Here is a 16,204-nt window from a genome sequence, read left to right as displayed (position 1 = left end):
CAGTTGGGGGTGGGCGGTGAGCGAGCCACAGCAGGTCGTCGTCCTCGGGGCGTCCGGGTTCATCGGCTCCGCCGTGGTCCGGGCGCTGGCCGACACCCCCGGTGTCCGGGTGCGCGCGGTGTCCCGGCGGCCGGTCCGGCTGTCGGACCGGCTCGCCGTGCGGGTGGAGGTGGTCACCGCCGACCTGACGGAACCGGGCGTCCTGGCCCGGGCCGTGGCCGGCGCCGACGCGGTACTGCCGTTCACCGCGCGGATCCGCGGGGCGTCCGGCTGGCGCCTGTCCGAGGACGACACGGAGGCGGAACGGGTCAACGTGGGCCTGATCCGCGACCTGGTGGCCGCGCTCGCCGACCGGCCGTCCGGCTCCGTGCACCACCCCCGCCCGCCCGTGGTCGTCTTCCCGGGCAGCAACACCCAGGTGGGCCGGGTCGCCGTCGAGCGCATCGACGGGTCGGAGCCGGACCGCCCCGAGGGCGTCTACGACCGCCAGAAGCACGCTGCGGAATCACTGCTGAAGAAGGCCGCGGCGGCAGGACTCCTCCGGGCGGTCAGCCTCCGGCTGCCGCCCGTGTACGGGCCGCCCGCGCCGACCGCCGAGGACCGCGGCGTGGTGTCCACCATGATCCGGCGGGCGCTGGCCGGGGAGCCGCTCACCATGTGGCACGACGGCACGGTCCGCCGCGACCTGCTGTACGTGGACGACGCCGCCCGGGCGTTCACCGCGGCCCTGGCGCACGCGGACGCCCTCGACGGCCGGCACTACCTCATCGGCACCGGGCGGGCCCGGCCGCTGGGCGAGGTGTTCCGGGCGGTGGCGCAGGCCGTCTCCCGCTGCACGGGAGCCGACCCGGTGCCGGTGGTGTCGGTGGTTCCCCCGGCGCACGCGGACGCCACCGACTTCCGCAGCCTGGAGGTGGACCCGTCTGCGTTCGAGACGGCCACCGGCTGGCGGGCCCTGACCCCGCTGGACGAGGCGCTGCACCGGACGGTGACCGCCGTCGCAGCGACACGGCCCGGGAGTCCCGCTACCGCGGGACGGGCCTGAGGGCCGGCCGTACGGGGGGTGCCTCCATGTCTTTCGTAGGCCCGAGCTGGTCATGCGGCGGCCGTTGCGGGGTCGGGGGCGAGTGCCGCGTCTCGCTGGAGCGCGTCGTTGGCGGCCTTGGTGACGGCCTTGCCGGGCTTCTCGTTGAGGATCTTCAGGATGTTGACCCTGTTGTCCTCGGCGCGTGACTTGATGACGCCGGACGTGTTTGAAGTCCCCCCTACTGCGGGGACGCCGCCGGAGAGGGCCTGAACCGCTGCCTTCGCAACGGCCGGCTCGACGACCTGGGCGATGAAGAGGGTGGTCTCGCGAGCGGCGTTGGTCGCCTGGTTGGCGGCGTTCTTCGCCTCGTTCGCGTTCGTCGCGTCCTTCGACGCGGCGATCGCGGCGTTGTAGGCACGGGTGGCCGCCGATCCGGCGGCAGCAGCTGCCCGGGAAGCCGCCGTGGCCGCCCAGGACGCCCGCTGCGACGCCTGGACCGCGGCGGTGGCGGCCCGGCGCGCCGGCCGTGGCGACTCTGCGGACGATCTCCACCCGCATGTCCTCGTGTACCGGCCGGTGAGCAGGAATTGCTCCAGTGCCCGGTCGGTGCCGGCGGTCAGCGCGTCATTGCCGTCTCGCTTACGTTCTTTCCGCCGTTGGCCATGGCGCTGAGGGTGATGACGCGCATGTCCTCGGTGACCGAGGAGCGGAACCCGTCCTTGGCGAACGCGGATATCGCCTCCTCCCCACCGGTGAGGGCGGCGCTCGCGTCCCTTCGTACGCTCCCGAACGGCCGCCCGGAATCCAAGCCTTGACGGCCTTGGCCAGATCCGTGTCCGGAAGCGCCAGCGCGTCGCCGGCCTGGGTGGCCGCGCCGGGGGCTGCCCGGACCGGGTGGTGAACAGCCAGGGGGTGGAGACAGCGGCTGCGCCCGCTGCGAGAGCGGTCGTGAATCGACACCGACTCCAAAACGTTTCCTGCACAGAAGAATCTCTCTGATTCCGATTCCTCGCGGCCGGCGCCGAACCTTGCCCGGGAAATATCTCACCGGAACGGCGATGGACCTGACCTTGTGCAGCGCAACGCCCGGAACACACCTGGCTGGAACCCGGTTGGCACCGCGACCGAAAAATGGCCGAATCTCGCCCTTAAGTTTCGTAAAACCGCTGCAACCATCCCATAGAGTGACGCAAGTCACGCCCTCGGTGGGCGATGTGCGCCCCTATGGCCCCATTTATTCTCTTGGCCGGATGACCCCTGACTTGCTTTCATTCAGAAGATCGTCAGCCGGTGCGCAACGTCATCGCATTTCCATTTCGTCGACATCGGTCAGCCGTGACCGGGGCGCTCAAGAACCCGTGCTACCCCCTTTCCTCGACTGCGCATCCAGGCGCGCTCGCGAAGACCCCGGATCGACACTGAGATGAAAACGAAGGTGCGCAGCACAATCCTGAGAATCGTCGGCGCAGCTGTGGCTGCAGGGGCACTGACCTGGGTCGCAGCCACGGGCGGTGTGATCGGCGGATCCGGGGCGGAAGATCTTGCAGCGAAGGCGATCGCCCATGAAGGCCCGGGTTACGCCGTCGGAGACTTCGCATACCCGAACGCCGACAAAATCCTCGCGGAGGGGAAGATCAAGCTCAAGAGCGGAAACGGCCACACACTCCTCGCCGAGTGCACGGGCGCGCCTGAATTGATGGAGATTTTCTCCCACGAGAACGCGAAGGCGTGTTTCCGGGTCACCGGAGACAAGGGCTACCTGAGTCTGGAGATCCCGGCAGTCTTCGGAGTCAAGGGAAACAACTACGCCGCACAGGTCGCGATGTCCGTCGGTACCGAGGAAAAGACTTTCACCGTCGACAAGAATGCCCGGCCCGCTGTGGGTGAGACCGCCGACGAACAGGGACGCGATTTCACGCTTCTGGAGATCAGGACCTCCAAGTAGCACACACGCACCTGGCGCCCACACCTGCGCCCCGCCACGCGCCGCCCGATCGCCCTCCTACACCCCGATCCAAGGAAGCTTCATGTCCCGACCCAGCCCCCGATTCCCCTGGCGGCCCGCAGGCCTCACCGCAGTGATGGCAGCCGGCCTGCTGGCGCCCGCGTCCGCGCACGCCGCCATCGGTACCCCGGACACCGGCACCTACACCCACACGGCCCAGCTCACCATCGGCGACGAGGTCAACGCCCGGGCCTGCTCGGCCACCCTGATCGCCGGCGACTGGCTGCTGGGTGCCAAGAGCTGCTTCGGCACCGACGCCACCGCCGGGGCACCGAAGCAGCCCGTCAAGGCGACCGTGGGCTCCAAGACCTACAGCGTCACCGAACTCGCTCCCCGCACCGACCGGGACCTGATCCTCCTGCGCCTGGACCGGCTCGTCACCGGCGCCACCCCTGCCAAGCTCGCCTCCGCCGCCCCTGCCGCCGGTGCCGCGGTCACCGCCGCCGGCTACGGCCGCACCAAGACCGAGTGGGTCCCCGGCAAGGTCCACACCGCCTCGTTCAAGGTCTCCGCCAGCACGGCCACCACCCTCACCCTCGACGCAGCAGGGCAGGGCAACGTCATCTGCCAGGGCGACGCCGGCGGCCCCGTTCTGAACGCCGACGGTGAACTCGCCGCCCTCAACAGCCGTTCCTGGCAGGGCGGCTGTCTCGGCACCGACCCCGCCGAGGCCCGCACCGGCGCCGTCTCCGTCCGTACCGACGACCTGCGCGACTGGATCCTGCAGACCCGCACCCTGGCCGCCGGCTGGAAGACCGAGACCCTCGTCCAGGCCGGCAACACCCTGTACCAGGGCATCCGTCTGGCCGGTGGCGACTGGACGGGCTTCACCGACCTCCAGACCAAGGTCGGGGACATCGGCGGCATCCGCACCGCCTCCGCCGCCGGCGTCAACGGCGACACCCACGTCCTCGCCATCAGCAACAACGGCCGCCTGTTCCACACCGTCCGCAAGGCGGACGGCACCTGGGGCACCTTCGGCGACGTCGGCGCCGCCGCCGGCGGACTCGCGAACCCCACCCAGGTCTCTGCCGTCTCCATCGGCTACGACCTCCACGTCGTCGCCGTCGCCGACGGCAAGATCTTCCACACCGTCCGCAACGCCACCGGCCACTGGACCGGCTTCGGCGACATCGCCGGCGCCGCCGGCCCGATCGGCAAGGTCACGGCCGCTGCCACCGCCAGCACGGGGGGCCAGCTCCAGGTCACCGCCATCAGCGGCGGCAAGGCTCACCACACCATCCGCAACACCACCGGCCACTGGACCAGGTGGGGCGACGTCGCCGCGGCCGTCGGCTCCGCCACCGGCCCCATCACTGCCGTCACCATGGCCGGCGTCGGCAACGACGCCCACATCGTCATCGCCACCGACAACGGCACCCGCCAATACCACGCCATCCGCAACGGCGACGGCACCTGGACCTCCCTCGGCGACCTGAAGGACATCCTCGGCACCGTCACCGCCAAGTCCGTCTCCGCAGCCGCCGTCGACGGCGAACTCCAGCTCGCCGTCACCGCAGCCGACGACAAGGCCTTGCTCAGCATCCGCCACACCGACCGCACCTGGACCACCACCGCAGTCAAACTCCAGGGCATCTCAGGAATCCCCGGGGCCATCGCCATCACCGGCACCCTCTAGCCCGGGCGTTGCCCTGTGTCCGTGGCGCCCCCGGCGCCACGGACACGGGGCGCGGTAGCGGAGCGCATCGAACCCGTGGTACAGGCGGGGCCGGCCCGAACCGCCGGACGACTCGGACACCCGAACCACGGCGTACCCGCTGGCGACCACCACCGTGGCCCGGACGGCACGAGGGCGGTCATCCATGCGCCCGCCAACGCACCGGCGACGGCGAGGCCACCCGCCAAGCCCTGCGGACCCGCCCTCACACAGCACTGCCATCCTTTCGCGCACTCGCGCACCGAACCCCGTCCGTAAGGATGCTCCCGTATGCATGCTCTCCGTCCCCATCAGACGCGGACGGCCGGCCTCGTGGTGACTGCGATCGCGGTCACCACCGGCCTCGTCACCGTTGCCCCGGCGCACGCCCTCACCGGCGCAGAGGCCCCGTCCGGCCAGTACGCCTCCGTCGTCAAGCTGAGCATCGGAGACGAGGCGAACAGCCGCGCCTGCACCGGCGCCCTCGTCGACGAGTGGTGGGTCGCCACGGCAGCCAGCTGCTTCGCCACGGTCCCGGGCCAGCAGGTCCCCGCGGGGAAGCCCGCCGTGCGGGCCACCGTCACCCTGGCGGGCGGCGAGACCCGCGAGGTCACCGAACTCGCCCCCCGCGCCGAGCGCGATCTGGTCCTGGCCCGGCTCATGCTGCCGGCCAGGGGCGCAGCCACCGTCAAGGTCTCCGCCTCGGCCCCGGCCGCCGGAACGAGCCTCAACTCCGCCGGCTTCGGCCGGACGAAGACCGAATGGGTACCGGGCAAACTCCACACCGGCACGTTCACCCTCGACTCCGCGGCTGCCACCACACTGGCGGTAACCGGCAAGGGTACCGACGCCATCTGCAAGGGCGATACCGGAGCCCCCCTCCTCAACGCCACGGGTGAACTCGTCGGGGTCAACAGCAGGTCCTGGCAGGGCGGCTGCCTGGGCACCGATCCGGCCGAAACCCGCACCGGCGCCATCGCCGCCCGCACCGACGACCTCGCCCAGTGGATCACCAAGACCACCGAACCGCGGCGCTCCGCCGCCGCGAACGAGGCCGGTGGTGCTGACGAGGTGCGGTGGGCCGACTGGGACGGTGACGGCAAGCCCGACTACATCAGCATCGCCGACAACGGCAACGTCAGCGTCTGGCAGAACCGCGGCCCCAACGCCTGGGCGACCGTCGGCAGGGTCGCCACCGGCACCACCACCGACCGCTCGCGCGTACGTCTCGCCGACTACGACGGCGACGGCAAGGCCGACTACTGGGTCATCAACCCCAACGGCTCCGTCAACGTCCACCTCAACCGCGGAGGCGATGTCGGCGGAGGCTGGCAGGACCTGGGCACCGTGGCGTCGGGCATCACCCCCAAGCAGGACCAGGTCCGTTTCGCCGACTGGGACGGTGACGGCCGTGCGGACTACATCACCATCGTCGACAACGGCAACGTCAGCGTCTGGCTGAACCGCGGCGACAACGCCTGGGTGGGCATCGGCAGGGTCGCCACCGGTACGACCACCGACCGCTCGCGGGTGCGCCTGGCCGACTGGAACGGCGACGGCAAGGCCGACTACTGGGTGATCAACCCCAACGGCTCCGTCAACGTCCACGTCAACACGGGCGGCGACGTGGGCGGTGGCTGGAACGGCGTCGGCCAAGTCGCCTCGGGAGTGACCACCGAACACAACCGCGTCCACTTCGCGGACTTCAACGGTGACACCCACGTCGACTTCCTGCTGCGCGGCAGTGGCACCAGCACCGCCTACAGCTCCTGGCTCGGCAACGGCAAGATCGACGGATGGAACGGCCTCGGCCAGATCGCCAGCGGCGTCTAACCTCACCAGCGCGCCGTCTCCCGTCAAGCACAGCTGCGTCCGTCCGGCCCACACCGACCGGACGGACGCAGCCGGTCCCGGTCCCGCAAAGGCGTCACCCGGCCAGGTCCAGCGCTACCACGACTTAAGCCCGGGTGACACCGGCCTCGGCATCCCTCCCGGCACCGCCTTCACCTGTCTGACCGCCGTCACCGTGGAACCGGTCGCCGCCGACAGCATCGACACCAAGAACGAGCACGAGCTCCCGTGCCTCGCCCGGGTCGGGGCAGGGCGACGAGGGCATCCGCACAGCCTCTCGGGTGGCCGTTCTCCCTCTGGGCGGCCGCCGCTTCCCGCGTCCGCAGCTCGGCCACGGCGTGGTCGCCTTCCTCGCACGCGAGCCCTGCCAGGAGCGTCAGCGCGTAGCCGCGGAAGAGCCGGTGGCCGTGGGCGGTGCAGGGCCCACGGTTCCGCAGACCGGTGCCGCCCACCGGGGCGCTACCGCGCCGGCCGCCCGTTCGCCTCCCCCGCCAGCGCCTCCAGTTCGGCCACCACCCGCGCCGGGCCCGGCTGGGCGGCGATCTCCGCCGCGACCTCGGCGGCCCGGGCCCGGTAGGCCGGGTCGGCCAGGAGTTCGGCGGCCGCAGCCGCGATCGCGGTGGTGGACCGGTCGCCCTCCGGGAGGACCAGGCCCGCGCCACGGTCCGCGATCCGCCGGCACGGCGGGAGCATCTTCGGGATCGTGGGGACCAGCAGCTGCGGGACGCCCGCGTGCAGGGCGGTCATCGCGGTCTGGCCGCCGCCGTGGTGCACGATCAGGTCACAGGTGGCCAGCAGGCTGTCCAGCGCGAACCAGCCCGCCCGCACCCCCGGCACCGCCCGCCCCAGCTGCGCGGCCAGCTCCTGCGGGGCGGCGACCACCAGCTCCCCGTCCAGGCCCTCGACGGTCCTGGCGAGCTCCGTCAGCTCGGCCACCTCGTCCTGCCCGGCGACCCGGCTGCCCGCGGTGACGCACACCCGGGGGCGTCCCGCGGGGCGCAGCATCCACGGCTCCATCGGCCGGCGGAGGTTGTACGGGACGAAGCGCATCGACTGCCGCGGGCCCGGTGCGAGCTCCGGGGCGCGCAGGCCGGGCGGGCAGATGTCGACCCACAGCCGGGGTACGGGCAGTGCGTCCAGGCCGGCGGCGGCGAGCTCGGCCGCGAGCTCGCTCGCGGCCCCGGCGTCCATCTCCGGCGGCTCGCCGAGGTCCCAGGTGTGCCGTACCCACGGCACACCCAGCTCGTGGGCGAACAGCGGGGCCGCGTAGCACAGGGATCCGCCGACGACGAGCTCCGGACCCCAGTCGGCGCAGAGGGCGCGCAGTGCGGGCAGGGTGGCGGCGGCGAGCCTGCCGAAGCCCTCGCCGTTGAAGCGGATCCGCTCCTGCGGGTCCGCGGGGATGCCGAGCGGGCGCCCGGCCCGGTCCTCGAACATGAACCGGCGCATGGTTGCGTCGGTGACGGACACGGCGGGCAGCCCGGTGCCGGTGACGTACGGGGTCATGTCCTCGGGGGAGGCGACGAGCACGCGGTGGCCGGCGAGGCGGGCCGCCGACGCGAGCGGGGCCAGCGCGAAGACCGTCGCCGGGCTCCCCCCGGTGATGAAAAGGATCCTCATCGCACGGACGCTGCCGCACGGTGCTCGAGAACCGCTGGACCGCCTGCCGCCGCGTCCGCCTGCCCTGAGCGCGTGTCGAGCCGCCCTTGAGCGGACGTCGACCGGCCCGGCTTACCAAAGTGCGCAGCCGGGGTCCACCACCCCGGCCCGACCGTGTCACCTCTTCGATAAGGAAACCGATCCGATGTCCCGTCGTGTCGTGATAACCGGTATGGGGGTGCGCGCACCAGGAGGCAGCGGCACGGAGGCGTTCTGGTCGCTGCTGGCCGCGGGCCGTACCGCGACCCGCCGGATCAGCTTCTTCGACCCGACGCCCTTCCGCTCCCAGATCGCCGGCGAGTGCGATTTCGATGCGGCGGCCGAAGGCCTCACTCCCCGGGAGATCCGCCGGATGGACCGGGCGGCCCAGTTCGCGGTGGTCTGCGCCCGGGACGCGGTCTCGGACAGCCGCCTCGACTTCGGCGCGCTCGACCCGTCCCGAGTGGGTGTGAGCCTGGGCAGTGCCGTCGCCGCCGCCACCAGCCTGGAGAACGAGTACCTGGTGCTCTCCGACGCAGGACGACAGTGGGAGGTCGACCCCGGCTACCTGTCCCCGCACATGTACGACTACCTGACCCCTGGTGCCCTGCCCGCCGAGGTGGCGTGGACGGTGGGTGCCGAGGGCCCGGTGGCCCTGGTCTCCAACGGCTGCACCTCGGGCCTGGACGCCGTCGGCAACGCCGTCGAGCTGATCGCCGACGGCACCGCGGACGTGATGCTCGCCGGGGCGACCGACACCCCGATCACCCCGGTCGTGGTGGCCAGCTTCGACGCGATCAGGGCCACGTCCGACCGCAACGACACGCCGGCGCAGGCCTCCCGGCCGTTCGACGCCACCCGCAACGGCTTCGTGCTGGCGGAGGGCGCGGCGGTGTTCGTCCTGGAGGAGCTGGAGCGGGCGCGGGCCCGCGGGGCCACCGTCTACGCCGAGGTCGGCGGGTACGCGACGCGCTGCAACGCGTACCACATGACCGGGCTGAAGGCCGACGGCCGGGAGATGGCCGAGGCCATCCGTGCCGCCCTGGACCAGGCGCGGATGAACGCGGAGGCGATCGACTACGTCAACGCGCACGGCTCCGGCACCGTGCAGAACGACCGGCACGAGACGGCCGCGTTCAAGCGGGCCCTGGGCGAGCACGCGTACCGGACCCCGGTGAGCTCGATCAAGTCCATGGTGGGCCACTCGCTGGGTGCGATCGGCTCCGTGGAGATCGCCGCGTGTGCGCTGGCCATGAAGCACAACGTGGTGCCGCCCACCGCCAACCTGCACCGGGCCGACCCCGAGTGCGACCTCGACTACGTGCCGCTGACCGCCCGCGAGCAGCGGGTGGACACCGTGCTGACCGTGGGCAGCGGATTCGGCGGCTTCCAGAGCGCGATGCTGCTGCGGCGGCCGGAAGGAGCGTCGTCATGACGACCACCACCACGGTGTTCACGGGGCTGGGGGTCCTGGCCCCCAACGGCCTGGGGACGGAGGAGTTCTGGTCCGCGACGCTGGAGGGCCGCAGCGGCATCAAGGACATCAGCGGCTTCGACACGGCCGGCTACCCGGCCCGGCGGGCCGGTGAGATCCAGGACTTCGACCCGGCGGAGCACCTGCCGAAGCGGCTGCTGCCGCAGACCGACCGGTCCACCCGGTTCGCGCTGACCGCCGCGGACATGGCGCTCGCCGATGGCGGTGTGGACCCGTCCGCGCTCGTCGACTACGACATGGGCGTGGTGACCGCGAACGCCTGCGGCGGTTTCGAGTTCACGCACCGCGAGTTCGCGAAGCTGTGGTCGCAGGGGCCGCAGTTCGTCAGCGTGTACGAGTCCTTCGCCTGGTTCTACGCGGTCAACACGGGCCAGATCTCCATCCGGCACGAGCTGCGCGGGCCGGGCAAGGCGCTCGTCGCCGAGCAGGCCGGCGGCCTGGACGCGCTCGGCCACGCCCGCCGCTCCCTGCGCCGCGGGGACGCGAAGCTGGTCGTCACGGGCGGCGCGGACTCGGCGCTGGACCCGTGGGGCTGGGCCTCGCAGTGGTCGTCCGGCCGGGTCACCCCCGGGGAGTTCCGGCCGTTCGACCGGGCGGCGAGCGGGCACGTGCCGGGCGAGGGAGCCGCGATCCTGGTCCTGGAGGACGCCGGGGCGGCCCGCCTGCGCGGCGCGCCGAAGGTGTACGGCGAGCTCGCCGGCCAGGCGTCGACCTTCGACCCGCCACCGGGCTCGCCGCGGCCGCCCGCCCTGCGCAGTGCCGTCGAAGCGGCGCTGGCCCGGGCCGGGGTGGCGCCGTCCGACGTCGACGTGGTCTTCGCCGACTCGGCCGGGCTGCCCGGGCCGGACCGGCAGGAGGCCGAGGTGCTGCGCGGCGTGTTCGGTGAGCGCGGCGTCCCGGTGACCGCGCCGAAGGCGCTGACCGGGCGGCTGCTGTCCGCCGGCGGACCCCTGGACGTGGCCGCCGCGCTGCTGTCCCTCCGCGACGGGGTGATCCCCCCGACCGCGGGCACCTCCGACATGCCGCAGGAGTACGGCATCGACCTGGTCACGGGATCGCCGCGGGAGGCCAGGATCTCCACCGCCCTCGTGCTCGCGCGCGGCAGGTCGGGCTTCAACTCGGCCGCCGTCGTGCGGGCGTACCACCACTGAGACAGGAAGAGGAACCACGAATGAACGACACCCGGACCGCTCGGACCGCACGGACCACCGGGACTCTTGAGTCCCTTGAGTCCCTTGAGTCCGCTAAGACCCCTGAGACCCCTGAGACCCGTGAGACCCTCATGACCCTCGACGACCTCCGCCGGATCCTGTCCGAGTCGGCCGGAAGCGAGGAGGGGCAGCTGGACGGGGACATCCTCGACACCGAGTTCGCGGAGCTCGGCTACGACTCGCTGGCCCTGATCGAGACCGTGTCCGTCGTCCAGCGCGACTACGGGGTGGAGATCCCGGACAAGCTCGCCACCCCGCGGGAGCTGCTGGACGCGGTCAACGGCCTCCTCGTCGCGGTGGGCTGACGGATGGGTCGGCACCACACCCGGCACACACTGGTCTCCTCCGCCCCGCCGGAGGCGCTGTACGACCTGGCCGCCGACGTCGGCCGCTGGCCGGCCGTGTTCGCGCCCAGTGTCGCCGCGGAGTACCTGGAGCGCGGTGAGCGCACGGAGCGGTTCCGGCTGTGGGCGTCGGTGGGCGGGGAGGTGAAGACCTGGGTCTCGCGGCGCGAGCGGGACCGGGCGGGCCTCCGGATCCGGTTCGAGCAGGAGCAGAGCGCGCCGCCGATCGCCTCGATGGGCGGCGAGTGGATCTTCGAGCTGCGGCCGGGCGGCGGGACGGAGATCGTGCTGCTGCACGACTTCACCGCCGTCGGCGACGACCCGGAGGCGGCCGCCTGGATCAATGCCGCGCTGGACCGCAACAGCCCGGTGGAGCTGGCCGCGCTGGCCCGGATCGCCGAGCTCGCCACCGGGCTCGGCGCCGGCCCCGGCGACCTGGTGTTCTCCTTCAGCGACACCGTCACCCTGCCCGGCCGCACCGCGCAGGAGGCGTACGCGTTCGTGCACCGGGCGGACCTGTGGCCCGAGCGGCTGCCGCACGTGCGCCGCGTGGAGCTGAGCGAGGACGCGGCCGGGGTGCAGGAGATGGAGATGGACACCGTCACCGCGGACGGCTCGGCGCACACCACCCGCTCGGTGCGGGTGTGCGTGCCGGGCGAGCGGATCGCGTACAAGCAGCTGGTCCCGCCCCGGCTGCTGCTCGGCCACAGCGGCCGCTGGGAGTTCGCGGACACGGGGGCGGGGGCGCAGGTCACCGCCGAGCACACGGTGGCAGTGAACCCGGCGGCGGTGCGGGAGGAACTGGGCGCCGAGGCCTCCCTGGCCGACGCGCGCCGGCACCTGCGCGACGTACTCGGCCGCAACAGCCGGGCGACGCTGGAGCTGGCGGGGCGGCACACGGGCTGACCGCGCCCCGTCCGCCGCTGCGACGAAGTCGGCCTCCGGGACCCTGACCGGGTCCCGGAGGCCGACTTCGTGGTGCGCTCGAACAAGGAATGCGTCAGGGCGGCGCTCAGGCGGAACGTCGCCAGTAGACGCTGTAGTCGTCGATGGCCTCGATCCCGTCCGTGATGCCGTGCCGCTCCCGGAACTCGTCCACGGCCTTGCGGCAGGCCGGGATGAAGTAGTCGTCGATGACGACGTATCCGCCGGCGGACAGCTTCGGGTAGAGGTTGTCCAGGGCGTCGAGGGTGGACTCGTACAGGTCGCCGTCGAGCCGGAGGACGGCCAGCCGCTCGACGGGGGCGGTGGGCAGGGTGTCCTTGAACCAGCCGGGCAGGAAGCGGACCTGGTCGTCGAGGAGCCCGTACCGCTCGAAGTTCTCGCGCACGGTGTCGGCGGTGACGCCGAGGACGTGGTTCGACTGGTGCAGGGCCATCTCCCGGTCCATGGGGTGGCCCTCCTCGCCGGTGTCGGGGATGCCCTCGAAGGAGTCGGCGAGCCAGACGTTCCGGTCGGTGATCCCGTGCGCCTTGAGGTAGCCGCGTGCGAAGATGCAGACGCCGCCGCGCCACACGCCCGTCTCGATGAAGTCGCCCGGTACGCCGTCGGCGACGACCCGGTCGAGGAGGTCGCGGACGTTGCGGATGCGCTTCAGCCCGACCATCGTGTGGGCGACGCTGGGCCAGTCCGTGCCCGTCTCGCGGTTCTCGGGGCGGAAGGCCTGCTCGGGAAACCACTCGTTGGGGATGGGGGCGTCCTCGTAGATCAGGTTGGTGACGACCTTCTCGAGGAGGTCGAGGTACAGCTCTGCGGTGTTCTCCATGCGGATGCGGAGTCCTTTCGGATGCGAGTCGGGAAGAGCAGCACGTCTGTCAGTAGTTGCCGAGGCCACCGCAGACGTTGAGGGCCTGCGCGGTGACGGAGGCGGCGCCCGGACCCACGAGGTAGTCGACCATCGCGCCGACCTCCTCGGGCATCACGTAGCGGCCGATCGGCACGCGGGCGCTGACCCGGGCGTGGGCCTCGTCGACGGTGACGTCCCACAGGCCGGCGTACGTCTCGCGGACGCGCTCGGCCATCGGGGTCTCGACGAAGCCCGGGCAGACGGCGTTGACCGTGACGCCGGTCTTGGCCAGTTCCAGGCCGAGGGACTTGGTGAACCCGACCACGCCGTGCTTGGAGGCCGAGTAGGGGGCGCCGTGCAGGACGCCCTGCTTGCCGCCGGTGGAGGCGATGTTGATGATGCGGCCCCAGCCCTGCTCCAGCATGCCGCCGTGGTTGAGGACGTCCTTCGTCATCAGGAAGACGCTGTTCAGGTTGGTGTTGATCACGTCGAGCCAGAGCTCGTCGGACACCTCCCGGGTGACCCCGCCGCCGGAGCGGCCGGCGTTGTTGACGAGGATGCCGACGGGCCCGAACCGCTCGGTCGCCGCGTGCACGAAGGCCGTGATGTCCTCGCGGGACGTCACGTCCAGGCTCCGGCCGTCCACCTCCAGGCCCTCGGCGCGCAGCGCCTTGACGGTGTCGGCCACCCGGTCGGCGGTGCGGGCGCCGAGGAAGACGCGGTGGCCCGCCCGGGCCAGCCGGCCGGCGATCTCCAGGCCGATCCCGCTGGTGGCTCCGGTGACAAGTGCAGTACGTACGGCGTCGGCCGCCATGTTTCCTCCGGGTGATCGGGGATCGACTCTGACTCAAGCGGCGCCAAAGTCGCAGGGGGCACTAGAACCGCCCTCCAAGCCCTCTAAAAAACCGCTAGAGCGACTGAATCGGCTGAAGCGACCGGTGCAGGGCCTCGACGAGCCGGTGCGCGCGGTCGTTCATCCGCCCGATGGTGCGCGAGCCGGCGTTCTGTACGTACGCGAAGGCGAGCTCGCGGTCCGGGTCGGCGAAGACGAACGTGCCGTTGGCGCCGTCGAAGCCGAAGGCGCGCGGGCCGAGCCCGGCGGAGGCGGGGAAGACGGGGCTGTCGGGCAGCATGAAACCGAGCCCCCAGGTGCTGGGCAGCAACACCACCCGGCAGGTGCCACGGGAGTACGGCCGGGCGACTTCAGCGGTGACCTGCGGCCCGACCACCCTGAACCCGTCCACCTCCCCCACCAGGGCGGCGAACAGCCGGGCGAGGGCGTGCGCACTGGCCAGCCCGCCGTACGAGGGGTCCTCGACTTCCGGGTCGAGGGCGTCGTACAGCCGCATGCTGCCGATCATCGCCCGGTGGGTCAGCGAGCCGGGGTCGCCGAGCGCCCGGAGCATGGCGAGCTCCGTCCCGGGGTCGGCGCCGTCCATGAGGGCCTCGGCCTTGGACTCCATCATGGTGGCGAGGTGCGCGGCTCGGTGGTCGTGGGGCAGCCCGATGAAGGCATTCAGCCCCAACGGCCCGGCAAGATGCCGGGCGAAGTACCGGCCGGCGGTCAGCCCGGTGCGGCGCCTGATCAGCTCGCTCAGCAGATGCCCGTAGGTGGTGGCGTGGTACCCGTGCGCGGTGCCGGGCTCCCATTCGGGCCGCGCCGCGGCCAGCGCCCGGGCAACGGGCGCATGCTCTCTCAGCCCCTCGGGCGTGATCGGCGCATGATCCAGACAGACGACCCCGGACCGCTGCGCCAGAACCATGCGGGGGGTGATGGAGCCCTTCCCGTGCTCACCGAACTCGGGCCACACCGCACCGACCGGCTCGTCGAGGTCCAGCCCCTCCCGCTCGACGAGGTGCAGGAAGGAGGCGGTGACCAACGCCTTGGTCGGCGAAGCCAGCACGGCAAGGGTGTCCCGCCGCCAGGGATCCGTCCTTTCAGGCCCGGCCCAGCCGCCCCACAGATCCACCACGGCCCGCCCGCGGTGGTACACGCAGACGGCCGCCCCCAACTCCTCCCCGTCGGCGAAGTTCTCCGCGAACACCCGCCGAACCTCGCCGAACCCGTCCTCGACCGTCCCTGCCTGGGGATACTGCTGCACCGTCGTCCATCCTTCGCGCGGGAGTGACCGCGGCCGTCCTGCCGGCCGACACGGGCCCATCCATACGAGCCCCACTCGCACCCCACTCAAGCCACCCTCCAGCGCCCCGGCCGACGGCGGGCGAGACCTCCGCGCTTGACGATGTCCGGCTGGCGCTGACGGCGGTGGAAGAACCGTTGGGCCTCGCTGGCAAGTTGGGCCTGGGTGCGGGCTTTGCTGCTCGCGGGAAGGCTCCGTTTGAGGTCGGCGTTGACGAGTTCGTCGGGGTTGAGCTCGGGTGAATACGACGGCAGGAAGTGCAGCTCTACCCTGTCGGCGTGATCGGCCAGCCAGTCGCGGACCGTGCGGGACCGGTGGGCTGAATGGCGTCAACTCCTGCGGTCAAACGGCATCGAGCCCTCATCGACATCGCTGTCGATGAGGGCTCGTGCGCGCTTCTTCAGGGTTTTGAATCCTCAGCCGCGGAGAGGCCATTGAACACAAATGAACCCGCTTCCAGCACGACGATGGCGGATCATCCTCCCGGAAGTGTCCACTCGCCCAATAAAATTGGACGGACGCCGGCCTTCATCATTGAAAACATCACATTTCGATCTTGCCCGTATTGATAGACCGATGAATCGAACCCTGCATAGAACCTTCCATCACTTCCCGAATATACGGTCAGATGGAAGCTGTCCACTCCAATCGGGAACAGAGCAGTGCCAGCGACCTCTGAGCATCGGCTAGCCACGTCCGCATCACGGGTGGTGCACACGGCAGACGGATCGAAATTGGTCCAGCTTGAGATCCTCGATCCAGTGATGACGAGGGCAGGAAGGTGGTCGATCTTCAGGGCGAAATATTCACCCAAGAAGCTCCTTGCCTTCTCATGGCAGGCGAAGCCGACACGCTCCAGACCTGCCACGACGACATCTGCTGCAGGACGCGTTCCAGCGATCTCCCAGCCAAACGAGCTGGGGAATTCTTCCAGCTCCGACTCGCGCACTATTTTCACCTCGATAGGCCCGTTGCTCCTCGCCAAACAAGAACACTTTGGCAGGATAGGCACGCCGCTTCCGGGGCGCCCGTTGCACTGCGGACGGTCA

The 16,204-nt window shown here is 71.4% G+C and carries 14 protein-coding genes and 1 pseudogene; 8 read left to right on the top strand and 7 right to left on the bottom strand.

Annotation, left to right across the window (positions count from 1 at the left end; translation table 11 throughout):
- Nucleotides 1-16 precede the first annotated feature (16 nt).
- Nucleotides 17-1,045: an NAD-dependent epimerase/dehydratase gene (locus HYE82_RS12600; protein WP_179174090.1), complete on the top strand. Its 1,029-nt coding sequence runs from the start codon at nt 17-19 to the stop codon at nt 1,043-1,045.
- Between the two features lie 598 nt (nt 1,046-1,643).
- Here the strand turns inward: HYE82_RS12600 and HYE82_RS12595 are convergent.
- Nucleotides 1,644-1,835: a hypothetical protein gene (locus tag HYE82_RS12595; protein ID WP_179174089.1), complete on the bottom strand. Its 192-nt coding sequence runs from the start codon at nt 1,833-1,835 to the stop codon at nt 1,644-1,646.
- A 627-nt stretch (nt 1,836-2,462) separates the two neighbouring features.
- Here HYE82_RS12595 and HYE82_RS12590 point away from each other — a divergent pair.
- The 3 genes from HYE82_RS12590 (at nt 2,463) to HYE82_RS12580 (ending at nt 6,522) form a co-directional block, all read left to right on the top strand.
- Nucleotides 2,463-2,972 carry a hypothetical protein gene (locus tag HYE82_RS12590; protein WP_309144296.1) on the top strand — a complete coding sequence of 170 codons (510 nt, stop codon included), beginning with the start codon at nt 2,463-2,465 and terminating at the stop codon, nt 2,970-2,972.
- An 82-nt stretch (nt 2,973-3,054) separates the two neighbouring features.
- Nucleotides 3,055-4,671: a trypsin-like serine protease gene (locus HYE82_RS12585; protein WP_179174087.1), complete on the top strand. Its 1,617-nt coding sequence runs from the start codon at nt 3,055-3,057 to the stop codon at nt 4,669-4,671.
- A 309-nt stretch (nt 4,672-4,980) separates the two neighbouring features.
- Complete coding sequence (locus HYE82_RS12580) at nt 4,981-6,522, top strand: FG-GAP-like repeat-containing protein (RefSeq protein WP_179174086.1); 1,542 nt, start codon at nt 4,981-4,983, stop codon at nt 6,520-6,522.
- 477 nt (nt 6,523-6,999) lie between these two features.
- On the opposite strand, the gene HYE82_RS12575 is transcribed toward HYE82_RS12580, so the two are convergent.
- Entirely contained in the window at nt 7,000-8,160 is a 1,161-nt protein-coding gene (locus HYE82_RS12575) for a nucleotide disphospho-sugar-binding domain-containing protein (protein ID WP_179174085.1), read from the bottom strand.
- 184 nt (nt 8,161-8,344) lie between these two features.
- Here HYE82_RS12575 and HYE82_RS12570 point away from each other — a divergent pair, with 184 nt between their 5' ends.
- The 4 genes from HYE82_RS12570 to HYE82_RS12555 all read left to right on the top strand — a co-directional run bounded on the left by HYE82_RS12570 (nt 8,345) and on the right by HYE82_RS12555 (nt 12,134).
- On the top strand, nt 8,345-9,613 hold the full coding sequence (locus HYE82_RS12570; RefSeq protein WP_179174084.1) for a beta-ketoacyl synthase: 1,269 nt from the start codon (nt 8,345-8,347) through the stop codon (nt 9,611-9,613).
- Nucleotides 9,610-10,824, top strand: a complete 1,215-nt coding sequence (locus tag HYE82_RS12565; RefSeq protein WP_179174083.1) for a ketosynthase chain-length factor — start codon at nt 9,610-9,612, stop codon at nt 10,822-10,824. Before HYE82_RS12570 ends, HYE82_RS12565 begins: the two co-directional genes overlap by 4 nt.
- A gap of 131 nt (nt 10,825-10,955) precedes the next feature.
- Nucleotides 10,956-11,189, top strand: a complete 234-nt coding sequence (locus HYE82_RS12560) for an acyl carrier protein (RefSeq protein WP_179174082.1) — start codon at nt 10,956-10,958, stop codon at nt 11,187-11,189.
- 3 nt (nt 11,190-11,192) lie between these two features.
- Nucleotides 11,193-12,134 (top strand): aromatase/cyclase, encoded by a 942-nt coding sequence (locus HYE82_RS12555; protein ID WP_179174081.1) that lies wholly within the window; start codon nt 11,193-11,195, stop codon nt 12,132-12,134.
- Between the two features lie 106 nt (nt 12,135-12,240).
- Here HYE82_RS12555 and HYE82_RS12550 read toward each other — a convergent pair whose 3' ends face one another.
- From HYE82_RS12550 to HYE82_RS12530, 5 genes and pseudogenes are all read right to left on the bottom strand, one after another.
- Nucleotides 12,241-12,993, bottom strand: coding sequence for a TylF/MycF family methyltransferase (locus HYE82_RS12550; protein WP_179174080.1), 753 nt, complete (start codon nt 12,991-12,993; stop codon nt 12,241-12,243).
- Between the two features lie 49 nt (nt 12,994-13,042).
- The gene (locus HYE82_RS12545; protein WP_179174079.1) at nt 13,043-13,828 is read right to left on the bottom strand and encodes an SDR family NAD(P)-dependent oxidoreductase; all 786 of its coding nucleotides are present in this window, start codon (nt 13,826-13,828) and stop codon (nt 13,043-13,045) included.
- Nucleotides 13,829-13,922: 94 nt separating this feature from the next.
- On the bottom strand, nt 13,923-15,116 hold the full coding sequence (locus tag HYE82_RS12540; protein WP_309144295.1) for a serine hydrolase domain-containing protein: 1,194 nt from the start codon (nt 15,114-15,116) through the stop codon (nt 13,923-13,925).
- An 86-nt stretch (nt 15,117-15,202) separates the two neighbouring features.
- Nucleotides 15,203-15,484, bottom strand: a pseudogene (locus tag HYE82_RS12535) (transposase); the annotation flags it as partial.
- A 146-nt stretch (nt 15,485-15,630) separates the two neighbouring features.
- On the bottom strand, nt 15,631-16,104 hold the full coding sequence (locus HYE82_RS12530; protein ID WP_179174078.1) for an SUKH-3 domain-containing protein: 474 nt from the start codon (nt 16,102-16,104) through the stop codon (nt 15,631-15,633).
- Between the last annotated feature and the right edge of the window lie 100 nt (nt 16,105-16,204).

The sequence above is a fragment of the Streptomyces sp. BR123 genome (assembly GCF_013401435.1).
In the GTDB taxonomy this organism is placed as follows: Bacteria; Actinomycetota; Actinomycetes; order Streptomycetales; family Streptomycetaceae; genus Streptomyces.
Note: the sequence above shows the minus strand (reverse complement) of the source record. Positions and strands in the feature narration are given on the sequence as shown.